General features: G+C 50.2%; 25 protein-coding genes. 14 read left to right on the top strand and 11 right to left on the bottom strand.

Annotated elements, in window-relative coordinates; all coding sequences use genetic code 11:
* Positions 1-46 precede the first annotated feature (46 nt).
* Genes LAT77_RS03850 through flgB form a run of 3 tightly spaced genes read right to left on the bottom strand, consistent with a single transcriptional unit; the run spans position 47 to position 1561 of the window.
* The gene (locus LAT77_RS03850; RefSeq protein ID WP_290563230.1) at positions 47-718 is read right to left on the bottom strand and encodes a flagellar hook assembly protein FlgD; all 672 of its coding nucleotides are present in this window, start codon (positions 716-718) and stop codon (positions 47-49) included.
* Between the two features lie 2 nt (positions 719-720).
* The gene (gene flgC, locus LAT77_RS03845) at positions 721-1137 is read right to left on the bottom strand and encodes a flagellar basal body rod protein FlgC (RefSeq protein ID WP_290563229.1); all 417 of its coding nucleotides are present in this window, start codon (positions 1135-1137) and stop codon (positions 721-723) included.
* 13 nt (positions 1138-1150) lie between these two features.
* Positions 1151-1561, bottom strand: coding sequence for a flagellar basal body rod protein FlgB (gene flgB, locus LAT77_RS03840; RefSeq protein WP_290563228.1), 411 nt, complete (start codon positions 1559-1561; stop codon positions 1151-1153).
* A gap of 301 nt (positions 1562-1862) precedes the next feature.
* On the opposite strand from flgB, the gene flgA reads away from it, so the two are divergent.
* From flgA to LAT77_RS03820, 4 genes are all read left to right on the top strand, one after another.
* A complete protein-coding gene (gene flgA, locus LAT77_RS03835) occupies positions 1863-2525 on the top strand; it encodes a flagellar basal body P-ring formation chaperone FlgA (protein WP_290563227.1) in 663 nt (220 codons plus the stop codon).
* 222 nt (positions 2526-2747) lie between these two features.
* A complete protein-coding gene (flgM, locus tag LAT77_RS03830) occupies positions 2748-3026 on the top strand; it encodes a flagellar biosynthesis anti-sigma factor FlgM (RefSeq protein ID WP_290563226.1) in 279 nt (92 codons plus the stop codon).
* A 74-nt stretch (positions 3027-3100) separates the two neighbouring features.
* The gene (locus LAT77_RS03825) at positions 3101-3556 is read left to right on the top strand and encodes a flagella synthesis protein FlgN (protein WP_290563225.1); all 456 of its coding nucleotides are present in this window, start codon (positions 3101-3103) and stop codon (positions 3554-3556) included.
* A gap of 9 nt (positions 3557-3565) precedes the next feature.
* A complete protein-coding gene (locus LAT77_RS03820) occupies positions 3566-4132 on the top strand; it encodes a hydrolase (protein WP_290563224.1) in 567 nt (188 codons plus the stop codon).
* Between the two features lie 46 nt (positions 4133-4178).
* Here LAT77_RS03820 and LAT77_RS03815 read toward each other — a convergent pair whose 3' ends face one another.
* Positions 4179-5534 carry an amidohydrolase family protein gene (locus LAT77_RS03815; RefSeq protein ID WP_290563223.1) on the bottom strand — a complete coding sequence of 452 codons (1356 nt, stop codon included), beginning with the start codon at positions 5532-5534 and terminating at the stop codon, positions 4179-4181.
* A gap of 77 nt (positions 5535-5611) precedes the next feature.
* Positions 5612-6451: an ion transporter gene (locus LAT77_RS03810; protein ID WP_290563222.1), complete on the bottom strand. Its 840-nt coding sequence runs from the start codon at positions 6449-6451 to the stop codon at positions 5612-5614.
* 231 nt (positions 6452-6682) lie between these two features.
* On the opposite strand from LAT77_RS03810, the gene LAT77_RS03805 reads away from it, so the two are divergent.
* Genes LAT77_RS03805 through mnhG form a run of 7 tightly spaced genes read left to right on the top strand, consistent with a single transcriptional unit; the run spans position 6683 to position 12749 of the window.
* Positions 6683-9268 carry a putative monovalent cation/H+ antiporter subunit A gene (locus LAT77_RS03805; protein WP_290563221.1) on the top strand — a complete coding sequence of 862 codons (2586 nt, stop codon included), beginning with the start codon at positions 6683-6685 and terminating at the stop codon, positions 9266-9268.
* Positions 9265-9696 (top strand): Na+/H+ antiporter subunit B, encoded by a 432-nt coding sequence (locus LAT77_RS03800; protein ID WP_290563220.1) that lies wholly within the window; start codon positions 9265-9267, stop codon positions 9694-9696. The genes LAT77_RS03805 and LAT77_RS03800 overlap by 4 nt, the downstream gene beginning before the upstream one ends.
* A 12-nt stretch (positions 9697-9708) precedes the next feature.
* Positions 9709-10056 (top strand): Na+/H+ antiporter subunit C, encoded by a 348-nt coding sequence (locus LAT77_RS03795; protein ID WP_290563219.1) that lies wholly within the window; start codon positions 9709-9711, stop codon positions 10054-10056.
* Positions 10053-11561 carry a Na+/H+ antiporter subunit D gene (locus LAT77_RS03790; protein ID WP_290563218.1) on the top strand — a complete coding sequence of 503 codons (1509 nt, stop codon included), beginning with the start codon at positions 10053-10055 and terminating at the stop codon, positions 11559-11561. Before LAT77_RS03795 ends, LAT77_RS03790 begins: the two co-directional genes overlap by 4 nt.
* Positions 11558-12031: a Na+/H+ antiporter subunit E gene (locus LAT77_RS03785; protein WP_290563217.1), complete on the top strand. Its 474-nt coding sequence runs from the start codon at positions 11558-11560 to the stop codon at positions 12029-12031. Before LAT77_RS03790 ends, LAT77_RS03785 begins: the two co-directional genes overlap by 4 nt.
* Before the next feature lie 15 nt (positions 12032-12046).
* Complete coding sequence (locus LAT77_RS03780; protein WP_290563216.1) at positions 12047-12316, top strand: monovalent cation/H+ antiporter complex subunit F; 270 nt, start codon at positions 12047-12049, stop codon at positions 12314-12316.
* Positions 12309-12749, top strand: a complete 441-nt coding sequence (mnhG, locus tag LAT77_RS03775) for a monovalent cation/H(+) antiporter subunit G (protein ID WP_290563215.1) — start codon at positions 12309-12311, stop codon at positions 12747-12749. Before LAT77_RS03780 ends, mnhG begins: the two co-directional genes overlap by 8 nt.
* A 68-nt stretch (positions 12750-12817) precedes the next feature.
* On the opposite strand, the gene cysK is transcribed toward mnhG, so the two are convergent.
* Together cysK and cysE are read right to left on the bottom strand one after the other, a co-directional pair.
* Positions 12818-13801 carry a cysteine synthase A gene (cysK, locus tag LAT77_RS03770; protein ID WP_290563214.1) on the bottom strand — a complete coding sequence of 328 codons (984 nt, stop codon included), beginning with the start codon at positions 13799-13801 and terminating at the stop codon, positions 12818-12820.
* Complete coding sequence (gene cysE / locus LAT77_RS03765) at positions 13798-14655, bottom strand: serine O-acetyltransferase (protein ID WP_290563213.1); 858 nt, start codon at positions 14653-14655, stop codon at positions 13798-13800. The genes cysK and cysE overlap by 4 nt, the downstream gene beginning before the upstream one ends.
* 263 nt (positions 14656-14918) lie before the next feature.
* Here cysE and LAT77_RS03760 point away from each other — a divergent pair, with 263 nt between their 5' ends.
* Positions 14919-16220: an amidohydrolase family protein gene (locus LAT77_RS03760; protein WP_290563212.1), complete on the top strand. Its 1302-nt coding sequence runs from the start codon at positions 14919-14921 to the stop codon at positions 16218-16220.
* 39 nt (positions 16221-16259) lie between these two features.
* On the opposite strand, the gene LAT77_RS03755 is transcribed toward LAT77_RS03760, so the two are convergent.
* Together LAT77_RS03755 and yihI are read right to left on the bottom strand one after the other, a co-directional pair.
* Positions 16260-16712 carry a DUF2489 domain-containing protein gene (locus tag LAT77_RS03755; protein ID WP_290563211.1) on the bottom strand — a complete coding sequence of 151 codons (453 nt, stop codon included), beginning with the start codon at positions 16710-16712 and terminating at the stop codon, positions 16260-16262.
* Positions 16713-16715: 3 nt separating this feature from the next.
* Positions 16716-17246 carry a Der GTPase-activating protein YihI gene (gene yihI / locus LAT77_RS03750; protein ID WP_290563210.1) on the bottom strand — a complete coding sequence of 177 codons (531 nt, stop codon included), beginning with the start codon at positions 17244-17246 and terminating at the stop codon, positions 16716-16718.
* 854 nt (positions 17247-18100) lie between these two features.
* Here yihI and LAT77_RS03745 point away from each other — a divergent pair.
* Positions 18101-19909 (top strand): DUF885 family protein, encoded by a 1809-nt coding sequence (locus tag LAT77_RS03745; RefSeq protein WP_290563209.1) that lies wholly within the window; start codon positions 18101-18103, stop codon positions 19907-19909.
* Positions 19910-19975: 66 nt separating this feature from the next.
* Here LAT77_RS03745 and LAT77_RS03740 read toward each other — a convergent pair whose 3' ends face one another.
* Together LAT77_RS03740 and yihA are read right to left on the bottom strand one after the other, a co-directional pair.
* Positions 19976-20872 (bottom strand): DMT family transporter, encoded by an 897-nt coding sequence (locus tag LAT77_RS03740; protein ID WP_290563208.1) that lies wholly within the window; start codon positions 20870-20872, stop codon positions 19976-19978.
* An 88-nt stretch (positions 20873-20960) separates the two neighbouring features.
* Positions 20961-21611 carry a ribosome biogenesis GTP-binding protein YihA/YsxC gene (gene yihA / locus LAT77_RS03735; protein ID WP_290563207.1) on the bottom strand — a complete coding sequence of 217 codons (651 nt, stop codon included), beginning with the start codon at positions 21609-21611 and terminating at the stop codon, positions 20961-20963.
* Positions 21612-21787: 176 nt separating this feature from the next.
* On the opposite strand from yihA, the gene LAT77_RS03730 reads away from it, so the two are divergent.
* Entirely contained in the window at positions 21788-22423 is a 636-nt protein-coding gene (locus LAT77_RS03730) for a c-type cytochrome (RefSeq protein WP_290563206.1), read from the top strand.
* Positions 22424-22439: the final 16 nt, after the last annotated feature.

Genomic DNA, 22439 nt, shown 5'->3' with positions numbered 1-22439 from the left:
TTTCATCCGTCTTACTGATTAATTGCTTCAGCGACGGCTTCACGTGTCAGATCACCTGACGTATATCATCCAGTCGGACTGGATCAAAAATGCCGCCGAGGTCAAGGCGCAAGCCATCGGCGTGGCCGGTGCTTACTGCCACAACTTCAGCGTAATTCAATGAATCATACGAAACAGCGCGGCCATCGTTTAGGGCTTCAACCGAGAAGCGATACGCACCTGCAGGCGCTCGTGTGCCGTCGGCTAAATTACCGTCCCAACCGATGGTTTGTAGGCCCGAGCCAGACGATCCCGCGTTAAATTCACGCACCACATTGCCATTCATATCCATAATGCGAACTTTCACTTCGGCAGCGGGTTCTTTCAGGTCAACCGCGAACGGTGTTGGATTGCCCTCGTCACCCATCATCATTTGGTTACCAGGAACCAATACGGCTTTACCAATTAATGACGAAGCTTGCATGAATCGGTCGGCATCAATCTGGCGATTGATCACATCCATGGTGTCGTTAAGTTTCTCGATACCACTCACCGTATTGATTTGCGCCAGCTGCGAGGTCATTTCGGCATTTTCCATTGGGTTCAACGGATCTTGATTGCGCAACTGAGTGGTCAACAAGGTCATAAAATTCTTGTGTAGATCATCGGACTCTGAGCGGCGTGCGGCTTGATTGCCATTGACACTTTGCAGTACCGAGCTATCGATTTGGTTAATCATGGTTATTCTCCAATCGTCAGCGTGCGCGTCAGCAGCTGCTTGGTCGTGTTCATTACTTCAACGTTGGCCTGATATGAACGCGACGCAGAAATCATATTGACCATTTCGGCAACCGGGTCGACATTCGGCATCGCCACATAACCTTCTTCATTGGCGAGTGGATGACCTGGGCGATATTCCATGCGCAGCGGCGATTGATCTTCCACCACTTCCCGCACTTGGACGCCTGCGCCACCGTTGCGTCCGGCTTGCGCGTCTTGCAATTTACTTTCGAAAATCACCTGTTTGGCACGGTATGGCTGGCCATCCGGTCCGGCAACACTGTCCGCATTGGCTAAATTACTTGCCGACACATTCATGCGTTGGGATTGCGCCGTCAGTGCCGATGCGGAAATATCAAAAATTGAAAACATACTCATACGTTAGCTCCGGTTACTCTGACTGCATGGCAGTGCGCAAGCCTTTGATGCGACCATCAATAAACTGCAAGCTTGCTTGATAGCGAATTGAGTTATCGAGAAAACGACTGCGCTCCATGTCCATATCGACCGTATTCCCGTCCATACGGGGTTGGCTCGGGTTACGATACTGCAGGTTATCCACCGTAAACTGAGGTTTTCCGCCACCAATATGACCCTTTTGTGTGGTCGCCAAACCAGTGCCGGTCGTTGTCCGCCCCTGCTGCACTGCTCGTTCTAATTCAGCCCGAAAATCAAAGTCGCGAGCCTTGAAGTTTGGTGTGTCAGCATTCGCTATGTTGTTCGCCAACACTTGCTGCCGTTCATGGCGCAAATTCAACGCTTCTTGGTGAAAGTGCAGCGTACCTGTCAATTTATCGATCATCTCGATACCTCGTTGTTGTTCTTCCGCCCTGGTTGTTTTTTAACCAAACCAGTCAGGGGGCATTTCGCACCGTGAAGATTAACGCTGCTTGCGTAAAGTCAATGGCTGGAAAAGAAGCGTTTTTTTGTGCTATTTCTCGCCTTTACAATTCTTCGACCGTCGTATAATGCTCGCCATATGAATCCATCTCGATGGTCGAGACAAACCAAGCTGGCATTGTAATTCCATGATTTTTAAACGCTTTTATTTATCCCTTATCGCTCTCGGCTGCTTAGTGTTAAGCAGTGCCGAGGCATCAGCGATGGTAAATAGAGGCGCAGAAAAAAATGCCGATTTAGAGCGCGCTGTCCAAATTTTTCTGCATAACGAACTTGAGCGTCGCCGCGCCAGTGGCGATGAATCCATTCCTCAATATGAATCTGCCGACATTCAATTAGTGTTGCCGCCTGCAGGACTGCCTTGCGATGACCCGAATTTGTCACTACCAAGTCGGCCACAACGGTTTGCCGGAAGAATATCGGTCGCTGCCAATTGCCCAGACAACCCCAACTTGGTGCGGTATTTACAGGCAAATATCGAGTTAATGGGTTATGTTGTCGTTGCCGCACAGGACATTCCTGCGGGTGTGCCATTGACCGCCGAGCAAGTGACTTTGCAGCTCGTCGACTTATCTCGAGCGACAACGCAAAGCGTTTTTGCCGAGCAAGTGGTTGTCGGCCAGACCAGTCGACGTATGATCCGGGCTGGTCAACCCATCCATGAAAACATGATTCATCAGCCGCCAGTCGTGAATCGCGGCGATAAAATGGTCATTAGCGCGCAAGGGAATGGTTTTGCCGTCAGCCGCGAAGGTGAGGCGATGGATGCCGGTGCGATCGGCGATGAAATTCGCATTCGGGTTGGTCAGCGCGAAGTGATTCAAGCAAGAGTCACCGCACCGGGACACGCTCGAGTAAACTTATAAATTCGTGTTGCTGCTTTTTTCGACAATCATGGATATACTAACGTACAATGATTTCGATTCAACTTTAGCCGCTTAGTGTTAAGTTTATGTAAATCGCTGTAAGCTATATGCAACGAGGGTTTCAGCACTACAATTAAAAGATAAAAGGGCTAAAGTTTTGCCGTGTCGCGCCGATAACTCGAGTATAGCGAACGTAAAGCACGACGAACAAAGGGGTTTACCTTGAAAATTAATGGTACACAACCGTTGCCACCGAGCGCGCAACCAGAGCCAAGTAAAAGCGGGAAATTGCAAAAGCCTGGCAGCACTGAAGCAGCGACTTCGCCTGCAGCGGTAACGCATTTTAGTCAAACAACGCAAGATACTAGCCAAGATATCGATATGGCGCGTGTCGCTGAGCTGCGCGAAGCAATTCGTGACGGCAAGCTGGACATCAATGTAGACAAAATTGCCGATGGCCTCATCGCCAGCGTACAAGATCTACTGAAAGCACAAAGCTAAGTTCGTTTAGCCAACGAATTTAGCTCGTTTGCGCGCTCATCACTTCTGCAAGTATCCGGCCTAAGGAATTTATTGTGAGCGCAGCACTACAACAACACCTCGAAAGCCATCATTCTATTCTGACCAAACTCACGGAATTACTCGAAGAAGAGCAACGTTTACTCGGCGTCGGCGACATCGATGGTAAGGCACTCGAAACGGTCGCAAAAGACAAGTCGACTCAATTTGCTGCTTTACAAGAGAATGAGCAGAAACGCCGCAATTTGCAGAAAAGCCAAGGTTTAGGTGAGAACAAAGAAGGCGCTTTACGGCTTGCAGAACGTTCTGGTTGCGCACCACTCTGGCAGGAAACCCTCGAGCTGGCGCAACAGGTAAGCCGACTCAATGTTCTCAATGGCGAACTCATACAACATCGCTTGCAACATAACCAACAAATGCTCAATATTATTCGTGAGGCCGCCGGTACGCCGTTATATGGTGCCGACGGAAAATCAACGACAGCAGGCTCGCGACTTAACTCAAAAGCCTAGGGAGGTTGCATGTTTGACTACCGCTCGCCGTCAGCACTCCATCGCGAAGACTCGGTTTTACTCATTATTGATATTCAAGAACGCTTGCGCCCAGCAATTGCCGATGCCGATCACATTGTCCAACAAGCCGAAAAACTGGCTCAAGTCAGTCAGCTCATGGACGTTCCAGTTCTGGTGACGGAACAATACCCGCAGGGTTTAGGCGCAACCGTGTCTAGCCTGCAAGCGCATCTACAGAATGCCAACGTCATTGAAAAAATTCACTTTAGTGCCATGCGTGAAGAGCATTTACCGCTCGCTTTGGAAAGTCTCAAGCGCAAGCAAATTGTCGTCTGTGGCACCGAAACCCATGTCTGTGTGCTGCAAACCGTCTTGGACTTATTACAAGCGGATTACGACGTCTACGTGATCACCGATATTGTCGGCTCGCGCGACACTGCGAATAAAGATCTCGCCTTGCAGCGTATGGCCGCTGAGGGTGCCGTTTTGGTGAGTTATGAAATGGTCGTCTTTGAATGGCTTGAGCGCGCCGGAACGGACACCTTCCGGCATGTTTCTAAAAACTTCGTCGTGTGACTTCGCACCGCCCTGCCGGGCGATGCTTTACGACGATATTGCGCAGTTATTCATCTTCATATGCGGCGGCGATTTCAGCCAACTTCGCAGCAATAGCCTCGCGGCTATGCCAATGCCCCTGCGCCATGACTCCAGCCGGTTCAAATAATGTTTCGATATTCGCTATCGGATCAGCGTCGACCAACATCAAATCGGCGCGGTGACCGACTCGAACTTGACCGAACGTGTCGTGTTCCGCGAAGTAATTGCCAACAGCGACGGTTCCTGAATAGATGACGTCATAAGGGGTCATCCCCGCATCAATCATGAGCGGGATCTCGCGACGCATCGACAAGCCCGGCACACTAAATAATTGTGGTGCGTCGGTACCCAATAGAATTTCTGCACCAGCATGATAAAGAGCGCCTAACAGGCGTTGGCGATTCTCTTGATGGATTGCGGCGGTATTTCCGGTGTAATACACGCTTTGCGGATCAGACAGGAAGTTGCGCCAGCCTGCACGGACTTGCTGCGGCACATATTGCAGCTCCGGATAAGCCAATAGACGTTCTGGGTTACCGGCACCAATCAAGGTAGCCCAAAGTGCTTGTGTTGGCACCACACCGACGCCATGAGCAACGGTAAGTTCTGCCAACTCTTGTAATTGTTCGTCCGCGACGCGTTTACTAAAACCGTCTACTTCAGCTAAATAACCATCCAAGTGGTCAATCGTGCGACTGCCCAAAATTATCGCGTGTCGAATCCCAACGTCAGTTGGCACATGTCCGGCAAAATCGATCCCCTGTTCCTGTGCTTCGGCGGCAATCGCTCGATACTGATCGAGACTTAATCCCGGGTGAATCTTGAGTAAGTCCCATCCGGCTTCAGCATGTTCACGCACGCGTTGCCGCGCCTGTGCGCGATCACGCACGGTGTTGCTGTTGAAGCTAGGGCCGGCAAGATACAAGGTTGGGCCGATTCGGCTGCCGTTGGCGATATCGTCTTTCAGCTGCAGCTGGTGGGGGTGTCCCAGCATGCCGCGCACCGTGGTAACGCCACCTGCTAAGTAAAGGAAGAGGACATCATCGAGATAGCGCTCAGGAATACCACTAAATGACTGCGTGGGTGGCACATGGCCATGCATTTCAGCGAGCCCCGGTAATAGATAGCGGCCATTACCGGCTATACGAGTGGCCCCTGCCGGAATGTCGACCTGATCTTGAGACCCCATGGCAACAATACGATCACCGGCAACAACAACGGTTTGATTACGTTGCATGCGGCCTTCATGCTCCGGCTGCATCGTCAATACATGAACATTCTCGAACACGGTCACACGGGATTCATCAGCAGATGCAGGTGTTGAACATAGCGCAAACACAAGCCACCAGCTCACGAGCGATAGACACAGTCGCGTCATCATATTGGCTCCTTTTCGATCAGACTTAATACAATCTCTCTACGTCAAAACAGTATAGTCTGATCGGCATGAATCGCGATCTATGTTTTATCCTTACCCTGGCCAACCACATGTTGATGCATGTCCTGGAGTTGTTGTTGCATCACCGCCATCTGCTCGCGCATCCAGTGAATGTCTGCTGCTTCGCCCTCACCATCTTCAAGCTCTTGCGCTGCGCTCTCTTTCTGCATGGTTTCGAGGACGATACCAATCATCATATTGAGGAAAATAAAGGCACTTAAGAAGATAAAACTGACGTAGTACAACCATGAGAGCGGGTAGACCTCCATGGTTTCATACATGATTGAGGTCCAACTTTCGAAGGTTGCAATCCGGAACAAGGTCAGCATGGCAATGGAAATATTTTCCCAATAAAACGGATTAATATCGCGAAATACAAAACTGCCAACTGCACCGTAAATATAGAAAATGATAAACATGAATAATGCCACATAGCCCATGCGCGGCAAGGCTTTCAAAAAGGCATTCATAAGCACCCGCAATTCCGGCACGATTGAGACCAAGCGGAGAACCCGAAAGACCCTGAGCAAGCGTGCGAGTAGGACACTTTGACCGCCATCAACCGGAATTAAACTGGCGACCACAATGACAAAATCGAAAATGTTCCAGCCGGATTTAAAGAAGTCGCGATAGCGTTTTTCGGCGAGCATGCGGATGGCAATTTCGACCACAAAGAATGCGGTGACGGCCCAGTCGAGGACATCCATAATGCGCGTAAATCGCGTCGTTTCTTCGTAGGTTTTTGCACCGACAACGAGCGCTGAAAAAATAATAATGGCGACAACAACCAGCTCAAACACTTTGTTGCTGCGAAGATTTTCAAATCGGGTTTGCCAGCTTCGGTAATCTGCTCTGTCCATTTTGACGTTTACTTCTATTCAATTCAAAATTAGAGCGCAATTTAGAGCGCTTGTCGGAGTGATGCAAGGGCTAGATGCGGCCGCGCAGCACAAATTGCAATGCTGCGAAAGTAAACTTTTTGCATTAGTTTACTTACCGATTTTTTATGATTTATGCTAGATTAACCCGTTCGACGCGCCGAAAATTTCGGTAACTTATTGATTTTAGGGTTTGCTGAAAGAGGAAAACGCATGCAATTAGCCGTTCTGGTGATTTATCTTGCAGCACTCATAACCCCTTGGTTATTCGTGCAACATCAGCATCGAACCGCTTACTTAATGGCCATTGTTCCGGCCGCACTCACGATTTGGTTCGCCGGTCATATTCCGATGATCGCCGCCGGTGAAGTGCTCATCCATGAGTTCGCGTGGATTCCTGGTCTCGATATTTCGTTCACCATGGTGCTTGACGGTTTGTCACTCATGTTTGCGCTACTGATTTGCGGGATCGGTACCTTTATCGTCCTGTATGCCGGAGCCTACCTGAAAGGGCATGAGGACCAGAACCGATTTTTAGTGGTACTCCTTGCGTTCATGGGCTCGATGTTGGGCTTAGTGCTTGCCGACAACCTGATTACCCTATTCGTTTTCTGGGAACTCACCAGTATCACCTCTTACTTGCTGATCGGCTTTAATCATCACCAAGAAAGTGCACGTAAAGCGGCGTTGCAAGGACTCATTGTCACCGTTGCAGGCGGTCTCGCTTTACTGGCCGGTATCGTCATGCTAGCCATCGCCGGTGGTTCATACTCGATACAAGAGATCCTGAATAGTAGTAACAGCGTCACATCGCATGCGCTCTATACCGGCATGCTCATTTGTTTGCTACTCGGCGCATTTACTAAATCAGCACAGTTTCCGTTCCATTTCTGGTTGCCAAATGCAATGGCGGCGCCGACGCCAGTCAGTGCTTACTTACACTCCGCAACCATGGTGAAAGCGGGTATCTATTTACTTGCCCGTTTACAACCGCAAATTGGCGGCACCGAACTGTGGACGATTATCCTCAGTACCGTTGGTGCGTTTACCCTATTTACCGGCGCATTTATGGCACTGAGAAGTACCGATCTCAAAAAGCTGTTGGCTTATTCCACCGTGATGGCCCTCGGTACCCTGACCTTGCTGCTCGGTATTGGCACCGAATTGGCGATGCTCGGTTTCGCTGCCTACTTGCTCGCCCACTCGCTGTACAAAGGCGCGCTCTTCATGCTCGCGGGCATCGTCGACCATGAAGCGGGCAGCCGTGAAGTCACTGAATTGGGAGGCTTGCGTAAGCAGCTACCATTAACGGCTATATTGACAGGTGTTGCAGCACTCTCCTTGGCAGGAATACCGCCACTATTTGGATTCGTTGCTAAAGAGCTCTTGCTCGAGGCCATGATCGACGGCGCATTTGCATGGTTTATTTATGCGCTTGTGATTGTCGGCTCGATTTTCATTGTCACCGTCGCCTCTGTCATTGCCTTGCGTCCCTTCTTTGGCGCATTTAAAGCACCAAAGTCTGCAGACAAGATTCATGAGCCGCCGCTCGCCATGCTCGCTGGCCCGATTGTATTGGTGGCGCTGTCGCTCGTCGCTGGCCTGCTACCCGGTTTAGCCGGTTACTGGATTACACAGCCGGCGACTAATGCCGTCGCGGGCACTGTCGTGGACGGCTATTTGGCACTCTGGCATGGCCTGAATTTGCCACTATTGCTCTCAGCAGTGAGTCTAATTGCCGGTTTGATTCTGTTTAAAATGTGGGACAACGTGCGTAATCGCTTACGCATTTTAGACCCGATTATTGCGCGCGGCCCAGAACGGGGTTACTTCCTCTTTATGGATGCGATCGTATGGGTGGCCGAGTGGCAAACGCGGAAGCTGCAAAACGGGTCAATGCGCAACTATCTGCGCACGATCGTCCTCGTTTTTGTCGGATTGACGGGGTACACCCTGCTCGCCCGCTACCAAGTCCATTGGAATTTCGATATCTCCGTTTACTTCCATGAGTTGCTCGTCTTGGGCGTGTTGGTCGCAGCGGCGATTACTGCCAGTGTCACACACTCGCGGCTTGGAGCTGTTGCCGCCATGGGTGGCGTTGGCTATACCATTGCCTTGGTCTTTATTTTGTTCAGTGCACCCGACCTCGGTATCACGCAGATACTCGTGGAAACCCTCACGGTTATCTTGCTCGTACTCGTGCTGTTCCGCTTGCCGAGCTTCTCGAACATCTCGACTACCCGCGAGCGAATCCGCGATGCGGCAGTTGCCCTTACTGTCGGTGTGCTCATGACGTTCTTGATTATGATTACCATAGACGTGCAGTTGTTCGAGCCGATCTCAGGTTACATGATTGAGAATAGCTATCCGTTGGCGCATGGTCGTAATATCGTCAACGTCATCTTGGTTGATTATCGCGCGCTCGACACCTTAGGCGAGATTTTTGTCTTGGCCCTTGCAGCCATGGGTGTGTACGCCATGATCAAGTTCAATCCACAAACAGCGCCGGGAGCGAACCATTTCGCCGGCACCTTGATTCTGCCGCCGAAGAAAATTCCTGAGAAAGACATTGTGCACTCACTCGACGAAATTCACCTTGCCATGCTGGAGAAAGAAGAGATTCTGGCGCCGGGTGATGTTGCCGAGAACAACGGCAAGAAAATTGCCGCGGCCAGCGACGCCAAGTCGAATCCGGATCTGAGTCCGAATGCCTCCGACGGGCATGACGATGATGTAGCGGAAGGCGATGGCTCTAGCGAAAGCGACAATAATCAGCGCAAGGAGGACAAACCGTCATGATGAAACCAGGTACGCTGATCCTTCATGCTGCAGCACGTTTCCTTGTGCCCTTGCAGCTCCTGTTTTCAGTTTTCTTACTGCTGCGTGGGCATAACGAACCGGGCGGTGGATTTATCGCTGGGCTTGTCGCCTCAGGTGCGTTCGCCCTGTATCTATTCACGTTCGGTGCTGCGGTCACGCGCGACTTGATGCGCGTTGATCCGCGCAATTTAATTGGCATCGGCCTATTTTTTGGCATGATTTCTGTGTTTCCAGCGCTCTTCAATGGCCAGCCATTGCTGACCGCCCAATGGTGGCCGATTATGCTGCCAGGCGGCACAGAAATTAAGCTCTCGACACCGCTGATCTTCGATATTGGTGTCTATTTCGCCGTGTTTGGCTCAGTCATGCTGATGCTGATCGCGCTCACCGAAGCAGAAGAACACTAACAGGAGGCAAAAATGGAACCCATCATGGCCATTGTTGTTGGCCTCTTATATGCAGCGGCTATTTACATGATGCTTCGGCGCAGTATCGTCAAGCTGGTGATCGGGCTCATGTTAATTTCAAACGCGGCCAACTTACTGATCTTCACCTCTGCAGGGATGACCCGCGGCGGTCCACCACTCATACCGGAAGGTTCGGTTTTGCCTGAGGGTGTGATTGCGGATCCACTCCCGCAAGCATTAATTCTGACAGCGATTGTTATCGCGTTCGGGGTACTCGCATTTGCTGTTGTATTGATTCACCGTGCATACAACATCCTGCGTACCGATAACTTGGATCAGATGAAGGATACTGACACGTGAGTTTAGAAGTCGCTCTGCCAATAATTATTCCTTTAATGACCGGAACCTTGTGCGTCATGTTGTGGCGCTACAATGTTATCCAACGTGTTCTTTCACTCGTTGGTAGTCTCGCCTTACTCGGTGTAAGCATCTGGCTGCTCGTCAGTGTCATCGAACACGGCCACGTTGTGATGTATATGGGCAACTGGGTTGCGCCCTTTGGGATTACCCTCGTTGCCGATATGCTCAGTGCCATTATGGTGGTGTTGACGGGTATGATGGCCGTTGCAATTGCCATCTTCTCGCTGTCTTCCGCATCACCCAGTCACGAGCGTTTCGGCTATTACCCGCTCATGCACTTGCTGCTTGCCGGCGTCGCAGGTTCCTTTTTAACCGGCGATATTTTTAACCTGTACGTCTGGTTTGAAGTGATGCTAATCGCGTCATTTGCGCTCCTGATCCTCGGTGGCGAGCGTGCGCAAATGGAAGGTGCGGTTAAATACGTCACCCTCAACTTGCTCTCATCCGCGATTTTCCTCAGTGCAATCGGTTTGCTCTACGGTATTACCGGCACCCTAAATATGGCTGATATTGCCGTCAAGCTCGGCGCCGCAGAGCACACTGGCATGGTCGACGTGATCGCGGTCATGTTCTTAATTGCCTTTGGGATTAAGGCGGCGGCATTCCCGTTGTTCTTCTGGCTACCGGCGTCTTACCATACCGGCCCAGTGGCAGTCTCAGCGCTGTTTGCTGGCTTGCTAACCAAAGTCGGCGTCTATGCGCTATTCCGAGTGTTCACGCTGATCTTCAATCAAAACGTCGATTTCACCCATGAGCTATTGCTGTGGATGGCAGCGCTGACTATGTTGACCGGTGTACTTGGCGCCGCCGCGCAATTCGAGTTCCGGCGGATCTTGTCATTCCACATTGTCAGTCAGATCGGCTACATGATTCTTGGCTTAGCACTCTATACGCCACTTGCCATCATTGGTGGCGTGTTCTATATCATGCATCACATCATCGTAAAGACCAATTTGTTCCTGATCAGTGGCATAACGCACCGCTTACTCGGCTGCTATGACCTGAAGAAGCTCGGTGGCGTCTATAAAGCACGACCATTCCTGAGTGTACTGTTCTTAATTCCAGCACTGTCACTGGCGGGCATACCGCCACTGTCCGGCTTCTTCGCCAAGTTCATTATCATTCGTGCGGGTGTCGAAGCCTCGGCGTGGGTGGTGACAGGTATCGCCTTACTGGTCGGCCTCTTAACCCTGTATTCGATGATTAAAATTTGGGCTGAAGTATTCTGGAAGCCGCTCCCTGAAGGGCAAGATGATACGGCGTTAACCCTTGGTAAGACACCGAGTTCGCTCGTCATTCTCTATATTCCAGTTATTTTGTTGGCACTCTGTACCTTGTATATCGGTCTTAATGGCCAGCCCATTTATGATCTCGCTGAGTTTTCGGCACGTCAGTTACTAAACCCTCAAGCCTATATTGATGCGGTGTTAGGAGGTGGCTCATGACTGGATTTATGTGGAATCTGCTGCTTGCGGTGACCTGGGTTGTGTTAACCGGAGACGCTGGCGGCGTGAACCTCATTTTCGGTATGCTTGTCGGTTATGCAGTGCTGGGCGTTATGCAACGGCAAATTCCTAGCATTCGCGGCTACACTCGGCGACTACCGCGCCTGATTAAATTTTTCTTCTTTTTTATTAAAGAATTAATCATGGCCAATTTAACCGTCGCCTTCGATATTATCACCCCGGTTTGGCACATGAAGCCCGGTGTGATTGCCATGCCATTGGCAGCAAAAACCGATTTAGAAATCACTATGGTTGCGAATCTGATTTCATTAACGCCGGGCACGTTAAGCCTTGACGTTTCCGACGACCGTCGCGTTTTATTTATCCATGCCATGTTCCTTGATAATGAGCAGGAGCTTCGCAACAGCTTGAAAGATATGGAGCGTCGGGTCTTAGAGATCCTGCGCTAACTAGAAGGAGGACCTGTGCAGATTGTTTATCTACTTACCTTTGGCTTATTAAGTATCGCCTTTGTGCTGATCTTTATTCGCCTAATTCTGGGCCCCACTTTGCCGGATCGCGTGGTCGCGCTCGAGTTGTTAGCGACCGTAGCGGTCGCCATGACCGGTATGTATGCGATATTCGTCGACCGTAGTAGTTTCATCGACGTGGCTATCGTCGCAGCGCTAACCGCCTTTCTAGGCGCGATTGGTTTTGCGCGCTTCTTAGAACGAGGAGGTCCTCGCGATGATTGAGGTAGTGATTGATTGGATTATTGCCATTCTGATGCTGTCGAGTGGCTTATTTACGTTACTCGCAGCTGTCGGCATCTTACGGTTGCCCGACTTGTTAACACGTATGCATGCCAGCACCAAGGCCGGTGCACTTGGCGTCGCATTAATGATGACCGCCGCTATGTTGCATTTTAATGACCTCGTGGTCATGGCAAAAGCACTCGCGGTGATTATGTTTATCTTTATTACCGCCCCAATTGCAGCACATGCCATTGGCCGTGCCGGCTACTTTGTCGGCGTTCCGATTTGGGTAAAGACAGTCAAGGACGAGCTCTTTAATCGTTACGAGCCTGATACGCATCGGTTACGCAGTGGATTAGAAACACCGGAAGAATTGGCCGCATTAAAACCCAGTAAAGATAAGCCGCGAATTCGCGTGAGTAGTAAAAAGTAACGTTCGGCTCGCAAACGAAAAAGGCCAATCCAAAGCATTTGGATTGGCCTTTTTCGTAGCTTAAGCACTTACGGCTCGAGTTCTTCCGCGGTAAAAAGATCCTTAAATAATGGCGTGCTCAAGTAGCGCTCCGCGGAGCTCGGCAAAATAACCACCAAATTCTTCCCTGCATACTCCGGTAAACAGGCGATGCGATCGGCGGCAACCACGGCAGCACCTGAGGAAATGCCAGCTAAAATACCTTCTTCGCGCATTAATCGGTGAGCCATCGCATAGGCCTCGTCATTGCTGATGCGTTGAGTACCACGAATCAAGCTAAGATCGAGGTTCTGCGGCACAAAACCAGCGCTGATACCTTGGATTTTATGCGCCACATGAGTCAATTCCTCACCGGCCAGCGTTTGACTAATCAACGGCGAGTCCGCGGATTCCACCGCCCAAATGTCTAATGCATGATTCATCTCTTGGAAGTAACGCCCAACACCCGTTAAGGTTCCGCCAGTCCCGACGCCTGCGACAAAAATGTCGACGGCACCATTGAGGCTTCGGAAAATTTCCGGTCCAGTGGTTTGCTGGTGAATCGCTGGGTTCGCCGGATTTTCAAATTGGCGCGTAAAGTAAAATCGGTTTGGCTCGGCTTGCATCATCTCGGCTACTTTTGCAAGCGCGCCCTTCATGCCATTTTCTGCTGGTGTCAGGACAATGTTAGCCCCCAGTGCTTTCATCAGCTTGCGCCGTTCGAGGCTCGCCGAACGCGGCATCACGAGCGTAACTTTGAAACCTTTCGCCGCTGCCACGCTTGCAAGCGCTATCCCGGTATTACCTGAAGTGGCCTCAATCAACTCTTGGCCTTTGGCCAGTGCGCCATCTCGTTCAGCTTGGCGCACTAGGCCAAGTCCCAAACGATCTTTGACGCTTCCCGCTGGGTTACGACCTTCCATTTTTGCGTACACATTCGCCTTAGCGCTGGGACTGAGAACACGTGATAGTTTAACCAGTGGCGTATAACCAATGCTGTCCGCGTTATTTTCAAACCGAGTGGGTGTTGTCATTGCTTATCCTCTTGTTGCGCATCGTCAGTCACGCTTTGTTCGCTCGCGGCATCTTGCTGACGTTGGCGAGCGGCTTCCTTTTCCGCACGCAGAATGTCTTCATCTTCTAATTCGATAGGCGGTAAATCACCACACACGTTACCACCCATGCGATTAATGGTTTTGCACATTTCCGCAACGCGGGCGTCTAATACATGGACATGATCCAGCATTCTACCCATCGCGGTAGCGACCGGGTCTGGATTGTCCCGTGACACAGCGTAGGCATCGAAACCATATTTTTTCGCAATTTCGGCCCGACGTTCCGACTCGCCGTCATCCTGCTCAACAGACGCTCGTGTTTGGCTGACGATTCGTCCGGGAATCCCAACCACGGTTGCGCCGGCCGGCACATCACGAACGACCACCGCATTCGAGCCTATTCGGGCATTTTCACCAATTTGCAAAGGACCTAAAACTTTCGCCCCAGCGCCAATCACTACACCATTCGCGAGCGTTGGATGGCGCTTGCCATGCTTCCAACTTGTGCCGCCTAAGGTGACGCCGTGGTATAGCGTACAGTCATCACCGATTTCGGCGGTTTCACCAATCACAACACCCATGCCGTGATCAATAAAAAACCGACGGCCAATTTTGGCTCCGGGGTGTATTTCGACACCAGTAAACCAACGCGCAATCGTCGAAATCCAACGCGCCAGCCATTTCAATCGCCAATGCCACAGACAGTGACTCAAGCGATGAATCCAAATAGCATGCAGGCCAGGATAATTGGTAAGCACTTCAAAGAAATGACGAGCAGCTGGGTCTCGAGCATATACGCTGGCGATATCTTCGCGAATTCCGCGGAATAACATAGGCGACTCTCAGTCAAAAAAAGCCGTTTTTCCGGCTAGTTACAAGCAATGCTCTGGCATTACATCGTGTTTCATCGATCGTGTTCTCTTGCTGATCCATCGATAAAGAATATAAGTTATGTGGTTATCAGTATAACGTTTATCAAGTGGCAGGGTGAAGTACGGTGTAATTAATCTGCCGGTTTCATCACCGATCAAAGAATTAAGCTACACTGCAATACAACAACAACGACCATAATAAAAAGACTCAACGAGGAATCACCATGAAAAAACGACTTCCGATCACAGTGCTGAGCGCCTGCTGCCTTGCCGTACTGGCGGCGTTACCCGCGTCCGCTGACACACTGGTGCATGCTGGTCGCCTAATTGACGGTTCAAGTAACAGGGTGCAAGAGAACGTCACCATTCGCATAATCGATAACAAGATTTATGGTATTGAACGCGGCTTCACATCGCCAACCGCTGACGACACGGTCATTGACCTCTCAGCAAAAACAGTGATGCCAGGTTTTATCGACATGCATACCCATCTCACGTCACAGTCAGAACCGGGCTCCTATTTGCATCGTTTTACCCATAACCCTGCGGATGTCGCATTTCGCTCAGCACACTTTGCCCAATTAACGCTGCAAGCTGGTTTCACCACAGTGCGCGATTTAGGCGATAGTTTTACCACGAGTGTCGCCCTGCGCAATGCAATTAATAATGGCATTGTTGATGGTCCACGCATTTATACTGCAGCAAAGTCATTAGCAACCACCGGCGGCCATGCTGATCCGAGTAATGGCTATCGCCAAGGTTTAGTCGAAACCCCCGGCCCCATGGAAGGCGTCATCAATGGTACCGATCAAGCTCGGCAAGCGGTGCGCGCTCGTTATCAGGAAGGGGCAAATCTGATTAAATTGACTGCAACCGGTGGCGTGCTGAGCTTAGCTGCGTCTGGCGACAATCCACAGTTTATGGATGACGAGCTGGAAGCGATTGTTGCCACCGCACGCGATTACGGCATGAAAGTCGCCGTTCACGCTCACGGTAAAGACGGTATGGTGCGGGCGATTCGCGCTGGGGTTGATTCGATTGAGCATGGCACTTACATGGACGACGAAGTCTTCGAATTAATGAAGTACCATGGTACCTATTATGTCCCCACGATTACGGCCGGTAAGTCAGTCGCCGAACGCGCGGAAATCCCAGGTTATTTTCCACCACAAGTGGAAGCGAAAGCACGAACCATTGGCCCGCTCATTCAAGACACCTTTGGTCGCGCTTATCAAGCTGGCGTGAAAATCGCTTTTGGTACCGACGCAGGGGTGTTTGATCATGGCGAAAACGCCCGTGAGTTTGTGTATATGGTGGAAGCCGGTATGACACCGATGGACGCCATTGCATCAGCGACTCGCCATGCGGCTATATTATTGGGAGCGGACGATCAGATCGGAACGGTCAGTGCCGGTAAATATGCCGATCTCGTCGCTGTCAGCGGGGATCCGCTGGAGGACATCAGTATTTTGCGACAGATTAGCTTTGTCATGAAAGCCGGCACTGTTTATCGTCACGATCAGTAACCGGCACTTAGGTGAATGATTGTAGCGCTTAGCGGACGTTTAGCGGCGCTCTTTCACCCACACCAGTAAGGTCGCAACATCCGCTTGAATTGCGGCTTCCATCTCCACTTCATAACCTTCACGCTCACGATCCAGTTTCCGAATTTCGTTTTTCGGAAACTCTTTCCGTGCTTCATGCGTGGGCATGTGCTTAATCCGCTCATACATCTCATGGATCGCCGGCCAGCGCTTAGGGTAATCGGCTTGTTCCGCATCCGCTAAATTGTCGAGCAGGACGGAAAGACGAATACAGCCTTCTGACAATGGGCATTGGTCCTGTTGCATTGCCAGCGCAATGGTGTAAATGCTTTCGTGTAAATAGTCGTGGCGTTTTTGCTGTGCAGCCGCCAACGCCGACTTCTGATCACGCAAGCGTGATAAGAGTAATCCAGCGTACACACTCAACGCCGCAATAATCAGGAGACCTACAACCAATAAAACCCACTGTAACACGTGCTACACCTCTTTTTTGTCGTCTTCGTCATCGAAATCGAAGTCAAATTCATCAACGCTGCTGAATACTTCACCGCGGCTTTCATATTCCTCGTTGGCGTCGTTGTCGTCGTCTTCATCGAACGCGTCTAAGTCGATACCAAGTTGCGCAGCCAGCTCTTGATAACGATCCAGTTTTTCGTCGACATAGTGCTGGTCGATTTTATTCAGTACGTAACCCGCTTCAAGTTTGACCAACAAGTCTTGTAACTTCCGGTCATTTTCTAATTGCCGAAACTCTTGTTCAGGCGTCATGGCCTTTGCCGCAGCAGCACCCAATGCAATTGGTTTTTTCGAACCTAAGCGCGCGTCTCGTTGATTTTTTGCTGCCGTTGACGATTTCGTTTGCTGACTCACAGCATAACGACTACCGGCTTTCTGCCCCTTACCTTTTTCTTTCGACTTCGGCGCTGGCTTGGCAGCTGCATCTTGCGGCCGCTCGACTTTACGCGGCGCGAGCGGACCCGGTTTGCGAGACTTTTTAATACGCGTCATAAAATGAGGCTTACCCTATAGCAAATTCAACAATGGACAATACGAATAGTCAGCAACATGCAAACTACCCTATAGGATAACGTATTCTGGAGTGTTCAGCATTAAGAGATGGATAACTGTCGAGAAGAAAATAAAAAAGGCGATGAAATCATCGCCTTGATTTGAACCCGCACACCCCCCCAGGGTGAATTCGAGAACGATTGTCGCTAGTTCCTACATTATTATTGTTCTTCCTTGTGAACTTGCTTCTTTTTATCCGCGCCTTGCGGCACGCCTTTTTCACAGCAAGAATTTTTAATTCGCAAAAACCTTTTGCTAATAACAGACTGCAACACTTTTCATTATTATTGGTGAGCTACACGCTGTTAAGGATACTGCATTTAGAGCAACAACTCGTTGCGCAGTGCTTTCCCAAAATGTTTTTCGCCTCCTGGCGTATTTTTATTCCCTTTGGTCGCTTTTCTTATTTTTCTTTGTTAACGACTTATTAATTTCCGCTCGATGAGCGTTGTAGTGAGAGCCTATCACAAAATTACAACAAGTCACTAGTTTATTTCAGACAATTTTATTTTTATGTTCATTAATCTGTAAACTTTTCGAGCCAAAACCGCGCTATTCCTGACTTGTGCTGGTTGGTGACGACTCACTTCCCCTTGCTTTTCTGTCCCCTAGATTACGAATTTTCGCCGACTTTGCAACCTGAAAATCAATCTTTCGGAAAGTTTTTTTCATTTTTTTGTGATAACTCCGACATAAACTATAGCAAAAGTAATAGATTTTTCAGGGTGGCAACTGTGGTCAATCCGTTGCAAAATGTCGGCAACCTCAAACACAGAATAAGCAAAGGTATGTGTATGCGTAAAATCGCCTCAATCCTAGTCGCCAGCGCCGTCTTGCTAGCCTTATCTGGCTGTCAAAGTACCGCACCGAACGCCAATACGACGAATCAACCGGCAGCTTCCGCAGCCGCGCAATCTGCGGATCACTATTTTACCCAGTTGGCCGATCGCGCTTGGGAGTACAACCAAGGGCAATACTTAATTGCGCGCGATGACAGTGGTCGAGCTGGTCACCGCCTCAATGATATCTCGCCCGAAGCGCTCGCTACACGTTACGAGACACGCAAAGAATTTTACACCCAGCTGGCCGCCATCGATGGCAATCGTCTCAGTGCGGAAAATCAAATTAACCGTGACATGTTGATGTACGCCCTGCGTAACCAATTATCGCAGTACGAATTTAATATGCACCTCATGCCGCTGACCAACGAGACCGGCCCGCACAACACCATTGCACGCCTGCCGCAGCAAGTGCGCTTTAACGGTACCGAAGACTATCAGCGCTATTTGCAGTTACTCAGTGATATCCCTGCTTGGCTAGCACAACAAACCGCGTATATGCGCGAAGGTTTAGAGCGCGGTATATCCCAACCCAGTGTCGTTCTCCGCAATTTCCCTCAAGGTGTACTCGCTTATGTCACTGTTGATCCAGCGGAAAGCATTTTTTATCGCCCAATTACCCAAGCCAATCGACATGTCAGTGGCGAGGCATTGAACGACCTCGAGGTTGAAGCGCAAACCGTGATTGCTACACTCGTCAATCCAGCACTGCAGGATTTCCATGATTTTCTCGCCGATGAATATGTGCCAAACGCTCGCGAAGACATTGCGGCCACTAACTTGCCGAACGGCGAAGCATTTTATGCCAATCGCGCCAAACACTACACAACGCTGGACTTAACACCCGAAGAAATTCATGAAATTGGCGTCGCCGAAGTGGCACGGATTCGTGCCGAAATGGAAGAAGTAATTGCCGAGGTTGAATTCGAAGGAACCTTTGCTGAGTTTATTCACTTCCTCCGCACTGACCCGCAGTTTTACGTCGAAACCGGCGAAGAGTTGCTCAAGGAAGCCGCTTACATAGCCAAACGTGCCGACCATGTGTTGCCGCAGCTTTTCCGGCATTTACCACGAACGCCTTATGGTGTTGTACCGGTACCGGCCGAAATCGCACCGAATTACACCCAAGGCCGTTATTCCGGACCATCACGTGATGATGAAGCTGGTGAATACTGGGTCAACACCTATGCCGTTGAAACTCGGCCTCTGTATGAACTCGAAGCATTAACCTTGCATGAAGGTGTTCCTGGCCACCACTTACAAATTGCACTGGCGATGGAAATGGAGAATGTGCCCGGCTATCGCCGTTCAACCTACATTTCGGCGTTTGGTGAAGGTTGGGGTTTGTATGCGGAATATCTCGGCCTTGAAACAGGATTTTATCAAGACCCGTATAGCAATTTTGGTCGCTTAACCTATGAAATGTGGCGGGCTGCACGTCTGGTGGTCGACACGGGTATGCATGCCATGGGCTGGACCCGCGATCAAGCGGTTGAGTTCCTAGGCAGCAATACGGCCCTGTCACTGCACAACGTCAATACCGAGATTGACCGCTACATTAGCTGGCCGGGTCAAGCGCTATCCTACAAGCTCGGTGAACTCACCATCAAACGTTTGCGCGCGGAAGCAGAAGCAGCCCTTGGTGCAGACTTTGATTTACGAGAGTTCCATGATGAAGTGTTAAAGAATGGAAGTATTCCGTTGGCGACACTTGAACAACAAATTCACGATTACATTCAGCGGAAATTAGCCGAACAAGCGTAATCGTGTTGGTCAACAACAAAAGTCGCAGCCAGTTGATGGTTGCGACTTTTTACTATCGGCTATCGACTAGCCTCGTGGTGGCACCGGCTTACGATTAGCTAGCCAAACACCGAGCAGAATAAAGCCCATGCCGGCGAGCTGAAAAACACCAATCGTTTCACCACTCAAAACCCCTAGAGTCATTGCCACAATCGGGATGAGATACGTGACTGAGCTAGCAAAAACGGTCGTTGCAATTTGTACTAAGTGATTAAATAAAATTAAAGCTAACGCTGTACCCACCACACCTAAGACCACCACCGCTGCGAGTGATCCCCATGCGGCCGTGCTGGTAAGCTTACTCGCCACTTCGCCCGGACCAAGCAAGTACAGGAGAGCAACCGGTAACACCATGAGCAAGGATACGCCGGTAATCGTAAGTGGCGTTTGGTCGGGTAAATAGGTTTTGATTAAATTTAAGTTCATGCCATAACAAAACGTGGCGGCGACAACAAAGAGCGCGTAGGCATTCAGGGTCAATTCGCCAGAAGCACTCAACAACACCAGCATGAGTGTGCCACCCAAGCCGATGAGCAAGCCTAGGATGGTGCGCCCCGTCACCCATTGGCGGAAGATAATCGAGCCTATAATCAGTGTGAAGAGTGGCGTTAACGCATTGAGCGCGCCCGTCACACCACTGTCGATGCGGGTTTGCGCCAGGGCAAACAGAAACGCCGGTAACAAGCTACCGGTTAACCCGACTGAAGCCACCACCAACCATTGGTGTCGCTTCAGTCGGTGCATCCGCACCAAGGCAAAGGGAGCTAAAAATGCCGCTGCGGCAGCTAAGCGAACCGCCGCGACCTCGACTGGCGTAAACGTCAACAAGCCCATTTTAATTAACCAAAACGAGCTTCCCCAGACCAGAGCAAGTGTCAATAGCTTTGCCCATGTCGACCATGGGTAAGCTTGTGTATCCGTCATGTTTTACCTATGTTGCGCAGGTTGCAGTCGCGCGTGATGCGCTGGCATGACTGCAACCGAATGGAAGAAATTCTGTCGGCTAATTACTCTACTCTGCAGCAGAAGGATCAGCTGTGTCGTTTCCTTCGTCTGTGGGTAAAGTAAACCAACCTTGGAGCACTCGCTCTAAATCCGGCAAGCCTGACTTATTCAATGACGAAAAGGTGATGGCTTGCACATCGCCATTAAATCCCGGTAATGCTTCCTGAATTTTCATCAGTGTGGCTTTGCGCCCACCACTATTGAGTTTGTCTGCTTTGGTCAGCACAACCAATACCGGCAACTCGCTGGAAACCGCCCAATGAATCAGCTCTTGATCCAAATCTTTCATAGGGTGACGAATATCCATCAGCACCACTAAACCGCGCAAACATTGACGCTTTTGGAGGTACTCCGAAAGCGCTTCTTGCCATTTATGCTTCATTGCCAAAGGCACTTTGGCGAAACCATAACCCGGTAAATCGATTAAACGACGGTCTTCGTCCAAACTAAACACATTAATTTGTTGCGTTCGGCCTGGCGTTTTACTGGTCCGCGCCAAACTCTTTTGGCGTGTCAGGACGTTCAATGCACTTGATTTACCTGCGTTTGAACGGCCGGCAAAAGCGACTTCCAAGCCTTCGTCTGCAGGTAAATGACGAATATCGGGTGCACTTGTAATAAATCGTGCGGATTGAAAATGTACGCTTTGGCTACTCACTACGAACCTCAATTACTCCGGAAGGACGGGTATTATGAACGAATAATAGTCGACAGCCAACCATAGAACCATCAATCAGACGTTTCATCGTGGCGAGAATCGTGTAAAATAGCGACTGGAATTTTTTTCGGGCCCTGGCCCAGCTGAAGACAAAGAATAAACAGAGAAGAGAGATCATGAAAAAACTCGCGATTCTATGTGGTTTTGTGTTGTTCGCCAGTGGCGCTGCGGCGGCTAAGGCCGATATCGTAGGTGACGCCGAAGCTGGGCAGTCAAAGTCTGTTACGTGTGCAGCATGTCACGGACAAACGGGCACCAGTCCTTCTGGCGACTTCCCGAACATTGGCGGTCAAGGCTACAAATATTTAGTTAAGCAATTAATGGACTATCGTTTAGGCGCGCAAACAAATGGCGCTGAAGGTCGGAACAACATGCTCATGGCCTCTCAGGTGGTCAACTTAAGCGACCAAGACATCCATGACCTTGCTGCATTCTATGCAAGTCAAGAGCATCCGGTTGGCGCGGTCGACGAAGAAATCGTCGAAGAAGCACAGCGTTTGTTTATGGGTGGCGATTTGGATCGCGGTATCACTGCGTGCGCAGCATGTCACGGCCCAAGCGGCTTAGGTATGGGCTTAGCAACATTTCCATTGTTGAGCGGTCAGCATGCAGAGTACACGGCGCTGACGTTGAAAGAGTTTCGTTCTGGTGATCGTAGCAACGATCCAAATGGCATGATGCGTGACATCGCAGCTCGTTTGACCGACCACGATATCGAAATTCTGTCTAAATATATTCGCGGCTTATACTAAAGCAGCACATTAAACT

The sequence above is a fragment of the Aliidiomarina sp. genome (genome assembly GCF_022565475.1).
Lineage (GTDB): Bacteria > Pseudomonadota > Gammaproteobacteria > Enterobacterales > Alteromonadaceae > Aliidiomarina.
This window is presented reverse-complemented; position numbering and strand designations above follow the sequence as displayed.

Excerpts from the sequence above, each read along its gene's own strand:
- LAT77_RS03795 (WP_290563219.1), top strand. The coding sequence starts at position 9,709 with ATGGAACCCATCATGGCCATTGTTGTTGGCCTCTTATATGCAGCGGCT.
- cysE (WP_290563213.1), bottom strand. The coding sequence starts at position 14,655 with ATGTTATTCCGCGGAATTCGCGAAGATATCGCCAGCGTATATGCTCGA.
- LAT77_RS03800 (WP_290563220.1), top strand. The coding sequence starts at position 9,265 with ATGATGAAACCAGGTACGCTGATCCTTCATGCTGCAGCACGTTTCCTT.
- LAT77_RS03760 (WP_290563212.1), top strand. The coding sequence starts at position 14,919 with ATGAAAAAACGACTTCCGATCACAGTGCTGAGCGCCTGCTGCCTTGCC.
- LAT77_RS03820 (WP_290563224.1), top strand. The coding sequence starts at position 3,566 with ATGTTTGACTACCGCTCGCCGTCAGCACTCCATCGCGAAGACTCGGTT.
- LAT77_RS03815 (WP_290563223.1), bottom strand. The coding sequence starts at position 5,534 with ATGATGACGCGACTGTGTCTATCGCTCGTGAGCTGGTGGCTTGTGTTT.
- yihI (WP_290563210.1), bottom strand. The coding sequence starts at position 17,246 with ATGACGCGTATTAAAAAGTCTCGCAAACCGGGTCCGCTCGCGCCGCGT.
- flgB (WP_290563228.1), bottom strand. The coding sequence starts at position 1,561 with ATGATCGATAAATTGACAGGTACGCTGCACTTTCACCAAGAAGCGTTG.
- LAT77_RS03805 (WP_290563221.1), top strand. The coding sequence starts at position 6,683 with ATGCAATTAGCCGTTCTGGTGATTTATCTTGCAGCACTCATAACCCCT.
- LAT77_RS03745 (WP_290563209.1), top strand. The coding sequence starts at position 18,101 with ATGCGTAAAATCGCCTCAATCCTAGTCGCCAGCGCCGTCTTGCTAGCC.
- LAT77_RS03810 (WP_290563222.1), bottom strand. The coding sequence starts at position 6,451 with ATGGACAGAGCAGATTACCGAAGCTGGCAAACCCGATTTGAAAATCTT.
- cysK (WP_290563214.1), bottom strand. The coding sequence starts at position 13,801 with ATGACAACACCCACTCGGTTTGAAAATAACGCGGACAGCATTGGTTAT.
- mnhG (WP_290563215.1), top strand. The coding sequence starts at position 12,309 with ATGATTGAGGTAGTGATTGATTGGATTATTGCCATTCTGATGCTGTCG.
- LAT77_RS03785 (WP_290563217.1), top strand. The coding sequence starts at position 11,558 with ATGACTGGATTTATGTGGAATCTGCTGCTTGCGGTGACCTGGGTTGTG.
- LAT77_RS03850 (WP_290563230.1), bottom strand. The coding sequence starts at position 718 with ATGATTAACCAAATCGATAGCTCGGTACTGCAAAGTGTCAATGGCAAT.
- LAT77_RS03740 (WP_290563208.1), bottom strand. The coding sequence starts at position 20,872 with ATGACGGATACACAAGCTTACCCATGGTCGACATGGGCAAAGCTATTG.
- LAT77_RS03730 (WP_290563206.1), top strand. The coding sequence starts at position 21,788 with ATGAAAAAACTCGCGATTCTATGTGGTTTTGTGTTGTTCGCCAGTGGC.
- flgC (WP_290563229.1), bottom strand. The coding sequence starts at position 1,137 with ATGAGTATGTTTTCAATTTTTGATATTTCCGCATCGGCACTGACGGCG.
- flgA (WP_290563227.1), top strand. The coding sequence starts at position 1,863 with ATGGTAAATAGAGGCGCAGAAAAAAATGCCGATTTAGAGCGCGCTGTC.